The organism is Gardnerella sp. Marseille-Q9691 (genome assembly GCF_046507715.1).
GTDB lineage: Bacteria > Actinomycetota > Actinomycetes > Actinomycetales > Bifidobacteriaceae > Bifidobacterium > Bifidobacterium greenwoodii.
Genome location: NZ_JBKFXI010000001.1, coordinates 424,723 through 442,032 on the forward strand (window position 1 = coordinate 424,723; position 17,310 = coordinate 442,032).

The 17,310-nt window shown below is 42.8% G+C and carries 16 protein-coding genes; 1 reads left to right on the top strand and 15 read right to left on the bottom strand.

Annotated elements, in window-relative coordinates; genetic code table 11:
• Positions 1-58 precede the first annotated feature (58 nt).
• Positions 59-2,251 (bottom strand): bifunctional cytidylate kinase/GTPase Der, encoded by a 2,193-nt coding sequence (der, locus tag ACLD6A_RS01755; protein WP_410313407.1) that lies wholly within the window; start codon positions 2,249-2,251, stop codon positions 59-61.
• A complete protein-coding gene (locus ACLD6A_RS01760) occupies positions 2,248-3,021 on the bottom strand; it encodes a pseudouridine synthase (RefSeq protein WP_019261037.1) in 774 nt (257 codons plus the stop codon). Before ACLD6A_RS01760 ends, der begins: the two co-directional genes overlap by 4 nt.
• Positions 3,022-3,258: 237 nt before the next feature.
• Between ACLD6A_RS01760 and ACLD6A_RS01765 the strand changes: the two genes are divergently transcribed.
• Positions 3,259-4,200: an MIP/aquaporin family protein gene (locus tag ACLD6A_RS01765; RefSeq protein ID WP_019261038.1), complete on the top strand. Its 942-nt coding sequence runs from the start codon at positions 3,259-3,261 to the stop codon at positions 4,198-4,200.
• Between the two features lie 7 nt (positions 4,201-4,207).
• On the opposite strand, the gene ACLD6A_RS01770 is transcribed toward ACLD6A_RS01765, so the two are convergent.
• From ACLD6A_RS01770 to ACLD6A_RS01830, 13 genes are all read right to left on the bottom strand, one after another.
• Positions 4,208-4,525 (bottom strand): hypothetical protein, encoded by a 318-nt coding sequence (locus ACLD6A_RS01770; RefSeq protein ID WP_032841794.1) that lies wholly within the window; start codon positions 4,523-4,525, stop codon positions 4,208-4,210.
• Between the two features lie 141 nt (positions 4,526-4,666).
• Entirely contained in the window at positions 4,667-6,373 is a 1,707-nt protein-coding gene (gene purH, locus ACLD6A_RS01775; RefSeq protein ID WP_410313408.1) for a bifunctional phosphoribosylaminoimidazolecarboxamide formyltransferase/IMP cyclohydrolase, read from the bottom strand.
• Between the two features lie 34 nt (positions 6,374-6,407).
• Positions 6,408-7,820 (bottom strand): DUF6350 family protein, encoded by a 1,413-nt coding sequence (locus ACLD6A_RS01780; RefSeq protein WP_410313409.1) that lies wholly within the window; start codon positions 7,818-7,820, stop codon positions 6,408-6,410.
• An 89-nt stretch (positions 7,821-7,909) separates the two neighbouring features.
• The gene (locus ACLD6A_RS01785; RefSeq protein ID WP_246905270.1) at positions 7,910-8,491 is read right to left on the bottom strand and encodes an adenine phosphoribosyltransferase; all 582 of its coding nucleotides are present in this window, start codon (positions 8,489-8,491) and stop codon (positions 7,910-7,912) included.
• A 141-nt stretch (positions 8,492-8,632) separates the two neighbouring features.
• Complete coding sequence (gene yajC, locus ACLD6A_RS01790; protein ID WP_410313410.1) at positions 8,633-9,046, bottom strand: preprotein translocase subunit YajC; 414 nt, start codon at positions 9,044-9,046, stop codon at positions 8,633-8,635.
• A gap of 59 nt (positions 9,047-9,105) precedes the next feature.
• Positions 9,106-10,167, bottom strand: coding sequence for a Holliday junction branch migration DNA helicase RuvB (ruvB, locus tag ACLD6A_RS01795; RefSeq protein WP_004135109.1), 1,062 nt, complete (start codon positions 10,165-10,167; stop codon positions 9,106-9,108).
• 36 nt (positions 10,168-10,203) lie between these two features.
• Entirely contained in the window at positions 10,204-10,827 is a 624-nt protein-coding gene (gene ruvA, locus ACLD6A_RS01800; RefSeq protein ID WP_004135111.1) for a Holliday junction branch migration protein RuvA, read from the bottom strand.
• Positions 10,828-10,917: 90 nt separating this feature from the next.
• The gene (ruvC, locus tag ACLD6A_RS01805) at positions 10,918-11,499 is read right to left on the bottom strand and encodes a crossover junction endodeoxyribonuclease RuvC (RefSeq protein WP_004135112.1); all 582 of its coding nucleotides are present in this window, start codon (positions 11,497-11,499) and stop codon (positions 10,918-10,920) included.
• 6 nt (positions 11,500-11,505) lie between these two features.
• Positions 11,506-12,264 (bottom strand): YebC/PmpR family DNA-binding transcriptional regulator, encoded by a 759-nt coding sequence (locus ACLD6A_RS01810; protein WP_004129193.1) that lies wholly within the window; start codon positions 12,262-12,264, stop codon positions 11,506-11,508.
• 61 nt (positions 12,265-12,325) lie between these two features.
• Positions 12,326-12,982 carry a CDP-alcohol phosphatidyltransferase family protein gene (locus tag ACLD6A_RS01815; protein WP_410313411.1) on the bottom strand — a complete coding sequence of 219 codons (657 nt, stop codon included), beginning with the start codon at positions 12,980-12,982 and terminating at the stop codon, positions 12,326-12,328.
• A gap of 290 nt (positions 12,983-13,272) precedes the next feature.
• Positions 13,273-15,303, bottom strand: a complete 2,031-nt coding sequence (gene thrS, locus ACLD6A_RS01820) for a threonine--tRNA ligase (protein WP_410313412.1) — start codon at positions 15,301-15,303, stop codon at positions 13,273-13,275.
• Positions 15,304-15,476: 173 nt separating this feature from the next.
• Entirely contained in the window at positions 15,477-16,337 is an 861-nt protein-coding gene (locus tag ACLD6A_RS01825) for a metal ABC transporter permease (RefSeq protein ID WP_019261044.1), read from the bottom strand.
• Positions 16,338-17,306 (bottom strand): metal ABC transporter permease, encoded by a 969-nt coding sequence (locus ACLD6A_RS01830; protein ID WP_410313413.1) that lies wholly within the window; start codon positions 17,304-17,306, stop codon positions 16,338-16,340.
• Positions 17,307-17,310 lie beyond the last annotated feature (4 nt).

Sequence of the window (17,310 nt, forward strand, 5' to 3'; positions counted from 1 at the left end):
ACTACGCTCCTACTTTACTTACGCTTTAATCGCGCTTTACTTACGACTTAATTACGCTTTATTTGCGCTTCTTTTTATCTCGCACTTTTACGGAGATTTGAATAGGAGTTCCCTCGAATCCAAACTCTTCGCGAAGAGATCTCTCAATAAAGCGACGGTATCCGTGCTCTAAGAAGCCTGTTGCGAATATTACGAAACGTGGAGGGCGAGTAGATGCCTGGGTTGCAAACAATATTCGCGCCTGCTTTCCGCCTCGCAAAGGATGCGGATGAGCAGACTGAATACGACCTAAGAAAGCGTTGAGCTTTCCTGTTGGAATGCGCTTATCCCAGCTGTCTAAAGCTGTTCGCATAGCGCGAGCAAGTCGATTCGTATGCCAGCCTGTTTTTGCAGAAAGATTTACACGCTCAGCCCAAGTAACGCGATCAAACTCAGTCTTCCACAAGCGTTCCATACGCTGCCTGGAAAACTCGTCCATCAAATCCCACTTGTTAAAAACAAGTACGATTGCGCGACCTGCGTCAACCGCTTGGCTCATAACTTTTAGATCCTGCTCCGCAATAGGAACGGAAGAATCAAAAAGAATCAAAGCAAGTTCCGAACGCTCAATAGCAGCCTGCGTTCGTAGCGAAGAATAATATTCGGCGCCAGTAAGCTTATGAGGCCTGCGCTTAATACCAGCCGTATCAATAAACAGCCAGTCTTCGCCGTCAACTCGCACAACCTCATCAACAGGATCTCGAGTAGTTCCAGCCAAATCGTTTACAACAGCACGCTCTTCGTGAGCTAAATGGTTCAAAAGCGAAGACTTACCAACGTTTGGACGCCCGACTAAAGCAACCCTACGAAGACCTTGTGGAGTTAAGAATCCTGAAGTTTTATTCGCTTTTTTCAAAGAGCTAATTGCCGCGTCAAGCAAATCTCCAACGCCTCTGCCGTGCATTGCAGAAATTCCGTACGGCTCGCCCATTCCAAGCTTCCAAAACTCTGCAGTCAAATATTCGCTTCTAGCGTCATCAACCTTGTTAACAGCCAAAGTAATAGGCTTTCCTGCAGCGCGAAGCATTGAAACAATGCGCTCGTCGGTGGCTGTTAAACCAACTTGACCATCAACAAGGAAAATTACAGCGTCGCTTAAACGCACTGCTACTTGAGCCTGCTGAGCAATAGAAGAATCAATTCCTTCAACGTCTGCTTCCCAGCCGCCAGTGTCAACAAGCTTAAAGTTAGTTCCAGCCCACTCGGCATCGTAGCTTACGCGGTCTCGAGTAACGCCCGGAGTATCTTCAACAACAGCAACTCTGTGACCTAAAATACGGTTTACAAGCGTTGATTTTCCAACGTTTGGTCGGCCTATAACAGCGATTACACCAACTGCTTTAGTGTTTTTCGCATCGTCTTGGTTTGCTACGTCACCTCGAAGAAGCGCTCGGTCTTCATCGTCAAGATCGTAGCCTTCAAGATTTGCAGCGTAACGATCGTACTCGTCCTGCTCAATAGCAGCATCGACAATCTCAACAAGCGCGTCAAGAGTCTGCTCAAAAGTCAAATCTGAATTATCGAGCGTTGTAACGCCGTCTGCAGCTTGAAGAAAATGCGTAACTTTAGCATCTTTAGCGTCGCGAGCGCGAATATCATCTTCCTCTAAAGATTGATTATTTTGCAAACTTTCTTTAGAAATCTCCTGCTTATTTCTGCGAGCTTGACGCACTTCCTCACGAGCAGTAAGAAGCACTCGAACTTGCGCATTAGGAGCTACAACAGTAGTAATATCGCGCCCTTCCGCAACAATGCCCTCACCTTTAGAGAAAGAGTCTTCTGTAGACTCTGCTGCAATATAGGCGCGCTGTGCTGCAATAAGCATGCGGCGAACTGCAGGAATTGAAGAAACGGTAGATACGTGCGAAGAAACTTCACAGCTGCGCAACTCTTCGCTAATATCCTCACCTTCGACAGTTACTACAGGATTTTTAGGATCTACACTAAAGTCCGCATTGCTTTCAGTAAATAATGCTCCAACAGCTTCAACAATTTGGTTAAAACGTTCGAAATCAGCAGGATTTACAGGCTGACCTTCATCGTCTAATTCAATCTGAGTGCTTAAATCAATACCCTGCTTTAAGCACCACCATGCAGCAGCTCGATACATAGCTCCCGTATCTAAATACGCAAAACCGTAGTATTGTGCTAAAGCGCGAGAAGTGGAAGACTTTCCTACTCCTGCTGGTCCATCAATTGCTACACAAATCACAGGCCAACCTCCTTAGAAAGAGAACGCACTTCTGTTTGAGAAAGCACTCTGTAAGATCCAGCTTTTAAGTCCCCCAATTTAATAGGGCCGATTTGCGTACGAACCAAGCGCTTTACAGGGAATCCAACAGCTCCAAAAATTCTACGCACAATACGATTCTTACCAGAGTGCAAAACGACTTTTACCATAGTTGTGTCATGATTTTGGTCGATTATTGCGCAACGGTCTAGCTTAATCCAACCGTCTTCAAGATTTACGCCTTGAGAAACCAAGCGGCGGCAAACCATGCCGTTAATTTTGCCTTCAAGCGTTGCAATATAAGTTTTTTCAACCTCATACTTTGGGTGCATAACATGCTGGCTTAACTCGCCATCGTTGGTCATTAAAATAAGACCTTCAGAATCGTAGTCCAAGCGACCCATGTGGAAGATTCGCTCGTACTTGTCACCAACAATATCCCTTAAAGTAAAACGACCTTTAGGATCGTCCATTGCGCTCAAAACTCGCTTAGGCTTATGCAATGCGAGAGTTACGAGCTTCGTGTTGAACTTTACTCTAGATCCGTCAACGCGCACTTTTTGACGTTTTGGATCTACGCGAGTACCAAGTGTTGTAACCAATTCGTCATCTACTTCAACACGCCCATCGAGAATAATCTCCTCACATTTGCGTCTTGAACCAAATCCCGCTTCAGCAAGCAGCTTCTGCAGTCGAATGGCGTTGTTGTCATCTGAATGCGCCTGATTGGCGCGGGAATATGCGTTTGGCATCGTTCTCCCAACGTGACCTCATGAATTGTTTAACAAAACATGCGCAAATAAGTTACTTTTAAGCGCTAAATCAAACAATTCGCTATTACTTATAATTTTGTATTACTTTCGCAATTTGTGATAAATAAGAAAATTACCACTTTTTCTATGCTACCGTATGGCATGGCCGTGATACTATAGCAGTTGTTTTAATAAGTTGCAAACTATACAGCAACACGTATTAAAGTAAGGAAAGCTATGATTGAAGCACCAGAAACAACTTCTAAAGAAGCTAAAAGCGACTCTCCACTTGTTATTAAAATAGCAACCGAGTTTATTGCTACAGCGTTAGTAACGTTCACAATTTACACTTTTTATTCACTCTCAACCGCAATGTACGGCATTAATTTGCTTATGATTGCAGTAGGCACAGGCGTTGCGTATGCTGCAGCAATTTCTATTGCCTCCAAAGTTTCTGGCGGACAACTTAATCCTGCTGTAACTATTGCATCCATGCTTACGGGACGCACATCGTACTTAGAAGGCCCTTGCTACATTATCGCGCAAGTTCTTGGATCCATTTTGGCAGCGGGCGCTTTTGTGTTCATTTTGCCGCAAACAAAAATGGTGAAAGATGCTAACTGGTTCGCTCCTGTTGTAAACGGTTTCGAGCAGGGCTCTATTTCTGCAACGCAGCTAAAGAGCGTAAACTCTTCCTTCGGCGTTATTACAGCCTTGTTGGTTGAAGTAATTGCAGTTGCAATAATTGTTGCTACAGCAATGAATTACATGAAAGATAACGGCAAGACAAATTGCGGCTATTCCACTCACATGGGTATTGCTTACGCAGCTGCAACGCTTATTACCTACCAGGTTACAGGTTCTGGTCTTAATCCTGCACGTTCTACAGGCATTGCGATTCTTGCAAACTTTAAAGAGCTTGAAGTTAAACCACTAACTCAGTTGTGGGTTTTCTGGATTGCTCCAATTTTTGCCGCCGCGCTTGTTGGTTTTATTATTCTTTTAACAAAGCTTCTTATTGTTTCGGAAGAGAAAACTTTAGCAGGATTTGAAAACGACACTAAGGCTTTGCATAAAAATAATGCTCTGGCCGATATTGAAGAGTCTGATGCTAATAACGGCAGCGAACATAAAATCGATATTGATCTCTATAAAACTGCTGAAACAAGCCAAAAATAATTAGCTTTTACAGCAATAGTGAGATTGAAGCATAAGTTATAAATAAACCAATGCCTAGCGCAATACTTATGAAAGAATCAAATCTAACAGATCTGACCTTCCAAGGACTGCGTTGACGCATTAATAAACGAATAACACCGAGAGTAACAGCCGTCACAGCAACAACAACTGTGGCGGCTGTTGCGTATCCAAGAAAAGCTAGTATTGCGCTTGTTGCAACAATAGCTGCAACAATCCACTCAGCGTAAGGTTTTCCTTCAGACTTTTCCGACACATACGGATGTTCAGTTTTACTATCCTTAGTCTGCTGCTCGCTATTTGTCATACTTGTATAATACATAACTTGCAATAATAAAACACAAGTTGTTTTACAGAAAAACAAAAAATGCAGCGCTTGAAGTTATCAAACGCTGCATTTTTAGAATATGAATTTACTTATTTTACTTACTTACTAAATTACGAGAATTTAGTGGAAGAAGTGACGAGTGCCAGTTACGTACATTGTTACTCCGGCAGAACGTGCAGCTTCGAACACTTCCTCGTCGCGAATAGAACCGCCTGGCTGAACAATTGCACTAACGCCCGCTTCAATAAGAATCTGAGGACCGTCAGCGAACGGGAAGAACGCGTCGGAAGCTGCAACAGCTCCCTTAGCACGCTCAACGCCGTCAGCCAAAGTGTTAGCGCGTTCAACAGCCAAATGGCAAGAATCCACGCGATTAACCTGACCCATGCCAATGCCAACAGTAGCATTGTCGTGCGCAAGCAAAATAGCGTTAGACTTTACGCAACGAAGCGAGCGCCACGCAAATTGCAAGTCGCGCAATGTATCAACGTCTGCAGGATCACCGGAAACCAAAGTCCAGTTTTCTGGATTGTCTCCAAAAGCGTCAATCTTATCTGCCGACTGCACTAAAGCACCGCCGTCAATAGGATGCACTTGCAAATCCAAAACAGGCGGAGTTGCAACCTTCAGAATGCGAAGATTCTTCTTTTTAGTGCGAAGCAATTCCAAAGCCTCTGGCTCATAGTCTGGAGCCACAATAACCTCTGTGAAAATTGGGCGAACACTTTCTGCCATTTCCAAAGTCACTTTGGTATTAGCGGCAATTACACCACCGTAAGCGCTTACAGGATCGCAAGCGTGAGCTTTTTTATGAGCCTCAGCTGCAGTAGCTCCAATTGCCAAACCGCAAGGATTATTATGCTTGCAAACAGCAACAGCAATTTGTGGAGCAAAATCCCAAACCGCACGCCAAGCAGCATCCGCATCAACATAATTGTTGTAGCTCATAGGTTTTCCGCCAAGAAGCTCAGCTTGAGCTAAACCACCCTTATGCAATGGATCAACATACAATCCAGCCTGCTGATGAGGATTCTCACCGTAGCGAAGCTCATGTTCCAAACGCCAGGTGCGCGTGTAGTTTGAAGGAAGCGAAATGCATTTCTTTGCTTCTTCAGTATTGCTTGCAACATTGTTTTCTGCGTTGCTTTCAGTATCTTCCTTAATTGCGCTAAGACTTTCTGGCTTTGGCCATGCGCTTGTAGTCCACTGAGAAATAGCAGCATCGTAAGCCGCAGTATGCTCAAAAGCTTTTGCAGCAAGATACTCACGCTCTTGCAAACTAAAACCTTCTCCGGAAATAATACGGTCTGCAAGAATCTGGTAGTCTTTAGGATCCGTAATAACTGCAACAGATTTGTGATTCTTAGCAGCAGCCCTAATCATGGAAGGTCCACCAATATCAATTTTTTCAATAATAGAATCTCGATCTGCGCCGCTCATTACCGTATCCACAAATGGGTAAAGGTTAACAACGACTGCATCAAACGGCTTTATATTAAGATTTTCAAGCTGCTTTACATGATCAGCATTATTCATATCCGCTAAAATTCCTGCATGAATATGCGGATCTAAAGTTTTTACCCTACCATCTAAGCTTTCTGGAAATCCAGTGACTGCAGAAACTTCAGTAACTTTTACACCAAGTTCTATAAGCTTTGACGCTGTTGAACCGGTTGACACTACTTGAGTACCTGCCTGAATAAATGCTTTAGCGAGAGTTTCAAGTCCTTCTTTATGAAAAACTGAAACAAGAACTCGTCGAACCGACCTTCCCCCTGTGGTTATCAGAACATTTGCATTTGATTCTTGGCTATGTGTCTGTTGCACGGCGGTCATCCTTCCTAAAATAGTAGTGAGGAATTTATTTTATTTTGGTCTTTGATGAAACTGTTCTAGGAGCGGCTTTTTTCAAAGACAAAGGTGATTTTCGTTGTATTAATTCGGTATCTGTTTTATTTGTATTATCTTCTGCAGGATCAGAAGTAGTTTCAGTTTCAACGGTAAGAGTTTTGTTTTGCGCAAAATTTTTATTAAGCAGCATAGAAAAAAGGTAACGAATTGCACAAGATAACAATATTCCAAGAGCTGCAATAAGCCACGCTGCACAAACAGCATAAAGAGTAAGATGGCCTACAGCCCTAGTGCTTTCAACAATGTCAACTCCAACAAAAGAAAGCCTGTACTCTCCTAAAGATCCGTTGGCTAAAGCAAAAACAATAGTAAAAATAACTGTTATTAAAGAAGCGATGCAAATACTTACTGCAGCTGCCTGAGCTAAACTTATAGCGAAAGCTTTAAGCTCTTCTTTATCTTTAATATTTTTCAAACGCAAGCCACAACCGCGCTTATGCAATATTGCTAAAAGTATTACAGCAAAACAAATTATTGGAATAATGCTCAATATTGCGTTTCGGTATAAAGAATCGGATACTGATTCAGGAAATATTCCAAAAACTGGCACTGGTGGCAAAGATTTGTGCGTTGAGGAAACCAAAGTAAAATGCGCAACTTTGCCAATACTAAATCCTGCTCCACAAATCCAAGACAAAGCCCAAATAGCTATATTTGGCAACCATACTATGCATGCAATTGACGTAAGAATACGCGAACCATTTTGCATACCGAGTTTTATGAAGAAAGAATTAACAGAACCAATATTCGTGCAGCACCAAACTATTACAGTTACTAAAGCTACAGTCGAGTATATTGTAAATAAAATAACTGCCGAGCGTTTAATTACGCGAATATTTTTTTGCACAAATTCAGGACACGTTTGCTTATAAAGCTGCTTAAAAGTTTTATAAACTAAGCTGCGTGGGAAAACAGCAATAAACAAAGATATTAAGTATATTAAAGCTGTTTTGAAAATAATAACAGGAACAGAATCAACCAAAGTTATATGCGTATTTTGTGAAAGAATTACGTTAATAGCAACCCAAAATACAGTACCTGTTACGTATGCTGTAGAGCCACCTTCAACTTTTCTAATTAAGCTAGCAAGGGAGGCTATTAGCAAAATTGTTAAGCCTAAAGGAGTTATTGTTAGCACACAATTGTCAAAAGTAAGACCAATTCCTTGAGCAAACATAAATACAGCCCAAGTCATAGACATTGCGGAATCAGAAAGATTACCAGTTCCTTCTTCAATAGAAACTACGAGTAAAGTAAGAGATAAGAAAAGTCCTATTGTAAGAGAAAAAACAAAAATTACAATAAACGGAGTAATTACACCTTTAGATACGCTGATTAAGGATGACTTAAGTTTTTCAACCATAGCTTCTCCTTTCAGTACTATTTCAAACGTGTAAAACTAATATTAGTAAATAATCCTACTGCTTTAAATTGTTTATATTTTGCTAAACTCTACGCAGGCATAGTCATTAAACTGCTGCACGGATAATCATCTAAATCGTTCATTCCACTAATGCCAGTAAGTTCAATCACAAAACTAAATCCTGCAACTTGACCTTTAGCTTTTTTAACAATATTTGCGGCAGCTTTTGCGGTGCCACCAGTTGCAATAAGATCATCAACAATAAGAACACGCTGGCCAGGTTTAATAGCATCATTTTCGATTTCAATACTAGCCTGACCATATTCAAGCATATAAGATTCGCTAATAACTGGAGGCGGAAGCTTACCAGCTTTACGAATAGCAAGAAAACCTTTGCCTAAACGTTCTGCTAAAAGTGGACCGAAAAGAAAGCCACGAGCTTCAAGACCTGCAATTAAGTCGATTGAATCAGGCTCAGTAGGCAAAGCGTCTACTAAAGAGTCAACAAGAATACGAGAAGCGCGTGCGTTAGAAAATATTGGTAGAAAATCGCGGAATATAATATGCGGATTTGGGAATCCCGGAACGGTACGAATTAATGAAGCAAGATAATCGGAATCATCTTTACTTACTGTTTTCAACGATTTTACTGTAATATCCGTTGTTGTCATAATCCTAACGTTCTTTTCTTCGCAAGATGTGTTACTGGAATATGGAAAAAATCTGCATATTAGCGTGATGTGCGAAGCAAAAACTTCACACATCACGACTTAAAATTTTTAATTATAAATTTTACTAAAAGCTTTATTTTTTCACTCTGCAGTATTTGCAGTATTTTCAGCTTCTACTGATTCTGAAGCTTGTGCATCTTCTGCAGATTCTGCATTAGATTCAGCTTCGTTAGCTTCATTAGCTTCATTAGCTGCAGCTTCTTCGTCGCTAATAAACGCAGGGCGCACATACAACCTGTTTACAGCTCTAAAGGACACGCGCATTAAGCTACCTTCAGAATCAATAACAATTTCTTCGTACTGCATATCTACGCTTACAATCTTGCCAATAATTCCGCCGATTGTAATAACCTCAGTACCTGGCTGCAAAGATTCATGGAATGAGCGCATTTCATTCTGACGCTTTTTAGCATTGCGAGTTTGGAACCACATCATAACAACCATTACTACGATAAGCGCAATAAGAAGACCGTACTGCTGGAAAAATTGAGGCACAATAAACTCCTTAAGTGTCCAACCATAAGACAGCCGAAATGCCGTCCAAGACAATTATTTTAAGCCATCTCGCTGACATTACTAGGAGCTTTCAAACCTAAATGCTCCCAAGCTTTAGCAGTTGCAACGCGGCCTTTAGGCGTGCGAATTAAGAATCCTTCACGAACCAAATACGGCTCGCAAACCGTTTCAACGGTTTCCGCTTCTTCACCAACCATTGCAGCCAAATTATTAAGACCAACCGGTCCTCCATTAAATTGGCAAACCATTGCTTTTAGAACCGCAATATCGAGCCTATCTAAACCCTGAGTATCAATTTGATACAATGCTAAAGCTTCAACAACAGCATCTTGATTTACACAATCCAAGTCGTGAACAATAGCCCAGTCGCGCACTCTCCTAAGTAAACGATTCGCAATACGAGGAGTTCCACGAGATCGCAAAGATAATTCTTTAGCAGCCTGATCTTTAAGATTAATTCCAAGAACTTTAGCCGAACGTTCAATAAGCTTTTCTAGCTCTTCGTGAGGATAAAAATCAAGATGAGCTGTAAAACCAAAGCGAGCACGCAATGGAGAAGGAAGCATGCCTTCGCGAGTAGTAGCACCAACTACTGTAAAACGTGGCAAAGTAAGCGGTATTGAAGATGCTCCAGGACCTTTACCAACCATAACGTCAACGCGAAAATCCTCCATCGCAATATAAAGCAACTCTTCGGCAGCACGCGGAAGACGGTGAATTTCGTCAATAAACAAAACTTCGCCAGTGTCCAAAGCGCTGAGAATAGAAGCTAAATCTCCAGCATGCTGAATAGCAGGACCGGAAGTAATACGAATAGGAACTTGAAGCTCGTTTGCAACAATCATTGCAAGAGTAGTTTTGCCCAAACCTGGAGGACCAGCCAAAAGCATGTGGTCAGGCGGAACGTCGCGCTTTTTGGCCGCATCCAAAAATAGTTGCAACTGTGCTTTAAGTAAAGGCTGACCAATAAAACCTTCTAAAGCGCGCGGACGAAGCTCCTCATCACTAAGCTGCTCATTAGCTAAAGGAGCAGAAGAAACCATGCGCAAAGAATCTTCCGAAACACCAGTATTTAGTGTAGATGCGTATTCATTACTCATTTCAACTCCCCCAATGCTTTATTGTAAAGTAGCATATCATCTACCTCTATCTAATGAAGCCAATGCCATGCGAAGAATATTAGGCATATCAGCATCTTTTATAGGAGTAGAAATATTATTCTCAGCACAAACCTGTTCAACAGCACGCTGAGAATCAGATTGTCTCCAACCAAGAGAAACAAGACCATCAATTACTGCATTAATGCCAGTATCAATAGTTTTGCTGCTTGAAGTTTCAGAAGCATCTGCAGATAAACTGTTAAGATCAATAGAGCCTTTAAGCTCCAGAATAATCTTCTGAGCACCTTTTTTACCCAATCCTGGCGCGGAAGAAAGAGCAGTAACATCTCCTTCGGAAATAGCTTTCAAAAGACGATCAACATTAAGAGTAGAAAGAATTGAAAGCGCAACTTTAGGACCAATACCACTTACTTTTTGAACCTGCAAAAACATGCGTTTAGCAGCTTGAGTTGTAAAAGCGTATAAAGTTATTGAATCCTGCGAAACCTGCATAGAAGTATAAACACGAACTTCCTGCCCCTCGTGCAAAGAAGACAAATCTTGAGAAGGCATATAAGTTTCGTAACCAACGCCTGAAACAACAATAAGAGCAGTGCGAGCATCAACAGACGCTACTTGACCAACAAGCATACCAATCATAAACGCTCACCTTCCAGCAATAAAAGCTCACAGCACAACGCAGCAAACAAGTCAAAAAACAGACAATAGAACATCTGTTCTATTGGTATCCTACATGCCTCGAGAGACAGAAGAAGCACCGCGAGCCGCGCGCTGAGCTAAAGCCCACTGTTTTTGAGCTGGAGTTAAATGCTGCTCGCGCTCGCCTCCTTGCAAAGCACCTTCCGGGCGAAGAGCGTGACAAATTGCCTGAGCTAAAGCATCAGCCGCATCAGCAGGAGTTGGAAGCATATTAAGACCAAGAAGACGAGCAACCATGCGCTCAACCTGAGGCTTTTGCGCCTTGCCGTTGCCAGCAACAGCAAGCTTAACCTCAGTAGGAGTGTGCAAAGCAACTGGAATATTGCGTTGAGCGGCAGCCAACATAGCAAGGCCTGCTACTTGAGCAGTACCTAGAACAGTATTTAGATTTTCCTGAGCAAAAACACGCTCAATAGAAACAGCATCCGGAGAAAAACGCTCAATCTTTTCAACTAAACCATTGTAAATCTTAAGCAAACGCAAATCTTGAGAAAGATTTGGATCAGATCTCAACACATCGACGTGAATAAAAGAAAGCCGACGCGAAACGCCGGCTTCAATCACGCCGACCCCGCAGCGTGTAAGCCCGGGGTCAACGCCCAAAATCAACATATGAAATTATTCTGCTTCCTCAAGCTGAGCCATAACTTCATCCGATGCAGTCCAGTTGCTGTAAATATTCTGAACATCATCAAGGTCGTCGAGATTATCAATCAAACGAGAAACCTTCTGAGCATCTTCAAAGCTTAACTCAACTTCGTTATTTGGATGCATAATAATATCTGCAGAATCGTAGTCGAAACCAGCATCCTGCAAAGCCTTACGAACGGTAACCAAATCGCTGGAATTAGTGTAAACGGAGTACACATCACCATCGTCAGCTACATCCTCAGCACCAGCTTCTGCAGCTACTTCGAAAAGCTTATCGTAATCAACACCTTCGGATGGAACTTCAATCAAGCCCTTACGCTCAAAGTTGAAGCTCACAGAACCGCTTGTTGCCAAAGAGCCGTTACCCTTAGTAAGGGTGGAACGAACGTCAGCAGCAGCACGATTACGGTTATCTGTAAGGCATTCAATAATCAAGCCAACACCTGCAGGAGCGTAACCTTCGTAAACAATCTCCTCGTAGTTAGCGCCGCCAGCTTCTTCACCAGAGCCACGCTTCACCGCGCGCTTGATGTTGTCAGCAGGCATGGAAGCCTTCTTAGCTTTAACGATGGCATCGTACAACGTAGGGTTACCATCAGGATCTCCACCGCCCAAACGAGCAGCGATTTCAATGTTCTTAATAAGCTTGGCAAAAAGCTTGCCACGCTTTGCGTCGATAGCGGCCTTCTTATGCTTGGTAGTCGCCCACTTGGAATGACCTGACATGATACTCCTAAAATGTACAATTAATCAAACGAAACGATTTTATTGCGCTTTCGCGACAATTTTACTTATCTTTTTGTTGAAGACCTTGCTTTACTTCGAGAATACGCTGAATAACAGTTACAATACCGCCGATAGAAAGCAGTATCATTGCGCAACTTAACCAGAAAAGTTGATTAGTTATACCAGATAACCCAATAGCAACAAGAATTATAGCTACACGATCTGCTCTAGTAATCAATCCACTTTTAGGATCAACCGAAATTGACTGACCGCGAGCGCGAGTGTACGAAGTTACAAAAGCTGCCATAAGCGCAATCATGCAAGTAAATAATCCAGCGTATTTTAACAACATTCCAATAATGGACGGTATCCACATGCACACGCTTTTATTATTTGCACGCCACAAGCAAATGAACACTGCCATAAATAAGGACCAGTCTGCAATACGGTCAAGAGTTGAGTCAAGAAATGCTCCGAATTTTGTGCCGCCTGTAGTTAGTGCAGCAACTGAGCCGTCTAAACCGTCTGCAAGTACGAAAATCGTAAGTAATATTGCTCCTGCAAAAAGTTGTCCTGTAAAAGCCGTTACGAAAGATATAACAACTACTGCTAATGTTCCAACAATTGTTACAGCGTTAGCGCTTACGTCTAGGCGAACCAACAATTTTGCAACCGGAGCAATAACACGCTTAAAGCTGCTGCGTAACGATTCCAACATTGAATCAACCTTCCTGCGCTCGCAAGTAAAACTTGTGTTCAATCAACATTCTTATAGTAACCGCGCGGCTGTAAGAAGATACAAGCACCGTTACTAACTCAGTCAAGGAACTGAGAAAATAACGGTAATAAGCTCAACACCGTTAAAAACTCAGTCAACAAACTGAGAAAGTAACGGCGTAGCGATTTAGATATAAAAAAGCCCACACAACGTTAAGAAGTGTGGGCTTTTTAGTTAAAGATTCAACTTACACAAAAACTTACGTTAGCGTTTAAGTTAGCTAACCTAAATCACTTAGTGTAACGTTCGAAATCTTCAGCAGTATTCACCTGAACGCGCTGCTTAATAATGGACAAAATCCACTCTTTAGCTTGTTCAACTGGAACGCCGTTCAATTGGCTGCCATCGCGGAAGCGGAAGCTCACAGCATTGTTGTTTACATCCTCTTCGCCAGCAATCAAAGTGAATGGCACCTTAGACTTAGAAGCGTTACGAATCTTCTTGCCAAAGCGATCGTCGGAGCTGTCCATTTCGCAACGAACCATGTTCTCTTCCAAATCGCTAATGAACTTTTGCAAGTGTGGAGCGAACTCGTCTGCAACAGGAACGCCAGTTACCTGAACTGGAGCCAACCATGCTGGGAACGCGCCCGCGTAATGCTCGAGCAAAATAGCGAAGAAACGCTCAATAGAGCCGAAGAGTGCGCGGTGAATCATAACCGGGCGCTGGTGACTACCGTCAGCTGCAATGTACTCCAACTTAAAGCGCTCAGGCAAGTTGAAGTCAAGCTGAATAGTAGAAACCTGCCAAGTGCGGCCGATTGCGTCTCGAGCTTGCACAGAAATCTTCGGACCGTAGAATGCAGCTCCACCTGGATCGTCCACGAGTTCCAAACCAGACTCTTTAGCAACCTCTGCCAAAGTGTTTGTTGCTTCTTCCCAAATCTCGTCGGAACCAACGAACTTGTGCTCATCCTTAGTGGAAAGCTCCAAGTAGAAGTCGTTCAAACCGAAGTCTTTAAGAAGACCAAGCACAAAGTTAAGCAAGCTCTTCAACTCATCGCGCATTTGCTCGCGAGTGCAGTAAATGTGCGAATCATCCTGAGTCAATCCGCGCACACGAGTTAAGCCATGAACAACGCCAGACTTTTCGTAGCGATACACGGTACCAAACTCGAACAAGCGCAAAGGAAGCTCGCGGTAAGAACGCTGGCGAGACTTGAAGATCAAGTTATGCATTGGGCAGTTCATTGGCTTCAAGTAGTAGTCAGCACCTTGGCGAGTTACGTTACCGTTTTCGTCGCGCTCTTCGTCAAGCTTCATTGGCGGATACATGCCATCCTTGTACCACTGCAAGTGGCCGGAAGTCTCGTACAAGCCGCCCTTAGTAATATGCGGAGTTTGTACGAAGCTGTAGTGATGCTTTCTGTGCTGCTCGCGAGAATAATCTTCCATTGCGTTAATAATTGCAGCACCCTTTGGATGGAATACGGCTAAGCCTGGGCCAATCTCGTCTGGGAAGGAGAACAAATCCATCTCTTGACCAAGCTTGCGGTGATCGCGCTTAGCAGCTTCTTCCATGCGAGTTGTGTAAGCTTTAAGCTCTTCCTTGCTAGGCCAAGCAGTTCCGTAAATGCGCTGAAGCATAGGATTCTGCTCCGAGCCACGCCAGTAAGCTGCAGCCACACGCTCAAGCTTAAAAGCCTTAATATAGCGCGTGTTTGGAAGGTGAGGTCCGCGGCACAAATCGCTCCAAACCTTGTTTCCTTCGCGATCCAAATTGTCGTACATGCTAAGCTCATGCTTGCTGATTTCGCCAGAGGCAGCCGGATCAAGAGCCGCTTCTTTATCCCCAATCAACTCCAACTTATAAGGTTGATTTGCTTCTTCAGCTCGCGCTTCATCTTCTGTTACAACGCGGCGACGGAAGCTTTGAGACTCTTTAATAATGCGCTGCATATGCTTTTCGATTTGCTTCAAATCGTCTGGCGTAAATGGAGTATCAACATCGAAATCGTAGTAGAAGCCGTCTTTAATTACAGGACCTACGCCTAACTTTGCGTCTGGTCGAATTTCTTGAACAGCTTGAGCCATCACGTGAGTAGCGGAATGACGCATGATTGCGATGCCATCTTCACTATCAAGTGCTACTGATTCCACGGTATCGCCGTCATGAAGAGGCGTGTACAAATCACGCAACTCGCCATTTAAACGCACGGCAATAATATTTTTATCTTCCGCGAAAAGTTGGGCGCCAGTGAAGCTTGCATCCACCTCCTTGCGTTCCTCGTTTACGGTGATGGAGATGGTATTTTCAGCCATAATTGTCCTTTTCTATCGGGGTCTTGCGTTACTAATGTGCAGACCTGGACTTGTTGTGGCGTCGATAAACTTACGCGATTAAACAATCAACAAAACGCGCAAAAAACGACGTCAATCGCGCGCATTTTTCACGCGCAATTCATTGATACTTTAGGACACTCGTAAGACTTCAACTATGCTGTAACAGATTTGCACTTGCAAATGCCGTAAACAATCCGCTCAACAAGTTTAGTTAGAAGGAAGAAAGCACCAGCGCAAATAGCAATAGTGCCTCCTGCTGAAAGCTTTAATATTACTGCAAGAGCTAAGCCTGTTAGCGCAATTAAAATAGACGAAAGTACGCAAGCTAGAACAAATTTATTAATAGAGGCGATTCTTGATTTTAAAGCAGCGGCAGGAGCAGCAATAAGAGATACTGAAACAACCGTTCCAACAGCTGGAATAATAACAGAAACTGTAATAATTATTAAAGCTAAAACCATGCCCTGTATAAAACCAGATTTTCCGCCAGCAGCGCGGTAATTGATTGGGTCAAAAGAGCAGTGCACAAGATTAGCAGCGTTAAAAATCCACAATCCTAAAACAAGCAAGAAAGCAACAGTTGCTGAAATCACATCTGCAGGAGTGCAATTAAGCAAAGATCCTGTTAAAAATCCTTCAATACGAAGCGGTAGAGGCGCAAACCACTTATTCAAAAAATATCCACTAGCAAAACCAACAGTAAGAGTAATTCCAGCAGCAGCCTGCGAAGAAATACCTTTAATATGAGAAAGCGCATGCATTACTAAGGAAAGAAATACGCACGCAATTGCAGCTCCAATAAACAATCCTAAAGAAAGCACATTCTGATCGATTGTATATAAAGATGTGCAGACTACTCCAAGAACAGCTCCAGGAAAAGCTGCGTGAGTAATAGATTCAGTAAAGAATATGCGCTGATTTAGAAGAGCTAAAGACCCTACGAAACCACATAATGCGCCGACTACAATCGCCTCAAAAATCGGGAGCGCAATAATTTGCCAAATACTTACCATTTAAGCTCCCTGCTTTTCTGAGATTGATTTATGAGATTCACGCACTTCATTTGATTCACGCACTTCATTTGATTCATGCGCAGGAATTATTGAGGAAACAAAGCGGAAAACACATCGCAATATAAGCACAACAACAAACATTGCGCACATGCTTAAAGCAATTGCAGCCTGAGGAGAAACAGGATGATCCAGCTCAAGATTCATAGCGTACATTCCAAGCAAAACGCCTGCAATACCAACAGCAATACCAACAGACACCATGCCAGAAACAGTGCGCGAAACTAAGCGAGCACTAGCACCCGGAATAACAAGGTATCCAATAACAAGAAGAACTCCGACAGCAGAAGATGCTGAAACAACAACTGCTGCAATTCCAACGTTTAGCACAATGTCGACAAGCAAAGTGTTAGCGCCCATAAGAGGAGCACTTACGCGATCAAAAGCAACTATAATCTGCTGCTTCCATGTGGCTAACATAACAATAATTGCAAAAATACAAATAAACATAGCTTGAGTCATGCGCTCGTCTGTGACGTCAAGAAGTCTGCCAAACATAAGCGATTCAAGCTGCCCAGACATATCGCCTTTTTTAAGCGAAATTACTACGCCGAGCGCAAAGAAAGTCGTAAGAACAGTAGCAATAACAGACTCGTTAATTCTAGCCGAGCGAGAAGCCCATACAAGAGCTGCAACTAAAAATATTGCGCAAATTGCAGCACCCGGAATAATACGATTAATGCCACCGTATAAAGCTCCGACCACAATTCCTGGGAAAATGCCGTGAACTATAGCTTCCGCATTAAATTCTGCACAACGAAGATTTACAAATACTCCAACAATTCCGCTAGCTATGGAAAGAACTATAAGAAGACAGAATGGGCGGAAAATGTAAGGAGCAGAGGCAATAAAATCAAAGCCTGGAATTGATTCTAACGATTGTCTTAATAACTCGACTAATTGGGCAAGCATTTAA

Bases quoted from the DNA above. Each gene is read 5' to 3' on its own strand.
- ACLD6A_RS01765 (WP_019261038.1), top strand. From the start codon at position 3,259: ATGATTGAAGCACCAGAAACAACTTCTAAAGAAGCTAAAAGCGACTCT.
- ACLD6A_RS01760 (WP_019261037.1), bottom strand. From the start codon at position 3,021: ATGCCAAACGCATATTCCCGCGCCAATCAGGCGCATTCAGATGACAAC.
- thrS (WP_410313412.1), bottom strand. From the start codon at position 15,303: ATGGCTGAAAATACCATCTCCATCACCGTAAACGAGGAACGCAAGGAG.
- ruvC (WP_004135112.1), bottom strand. From the start codon at position 11,499: ATGTTGATTTTGGGCGTTGACCCCGGGCTTACACGCTGCGGGGTCGGC.
- ruvA (WP_004135111.1), bottom strand. From the start codon at position 10,827: ATGATTGGTATGCTTGTTGGTCAAGTAGCGTCTGTTGATGCTCGCACT.
- ACLD6A_RS01780 (WP_410313409.1), bottom strand. From the start codon at position 7,820: ATGGTTGAAAAACTTAAGTCATCCTTAATCAGCGTATCTAAAGGTGTA.
- ACLD6A_RS01785 (WP_246905270.1), bottom strand. From the start codon at position 8,491: ATGACAACAACGGATATTACAGTAAAATCGTTGAAAACAGTAAGTAAA.
- ACLD6A_RS01825 (WP_019261044.1), bottom strand. From the start codon at position 16,337: ATGGTAAGTATTTGGCAAATTATTGCGCTCCCGATTTTTGAGGCGATT.
- ACLD6A_RS01810 (WP_004129193.1), bottom strand. From the start codon at position 12,264: ATGTCAGGTCATTCCAAGTGGGCGACTACCAAGCATAAGAAGGCCGCT.
- ACLD6A_RS01815 (WP_410313411.1), bottom strand. From the start codon at position 12,982: ATGTTGGAATCGTTACGCAGCAGCTTTAAGCGTGTTATTGCTCCGGTT.
- ACLD6A_RS01830 (WP_410313413.1), bottom strand. From the start codon at position 17,306: ATGCTTGCCCAATTAGTCGAGTTATTAAGACAATCGTTAGAATCAATT.
- ruvB (WP_004135109.1), bottom strand. From the start codon at position 10,167: ATGAGTAATGAATACGCATCTACACTAAATACTGGTGTTTCGGAAGAT.
- ACLD6A_RS01770 (WP_032841794.1), bottom strand. From the start codon at position 4,525: ATGACAAATAGCGAGCAGCAGACTAAGGATAGTAAAACTGAACATCCG.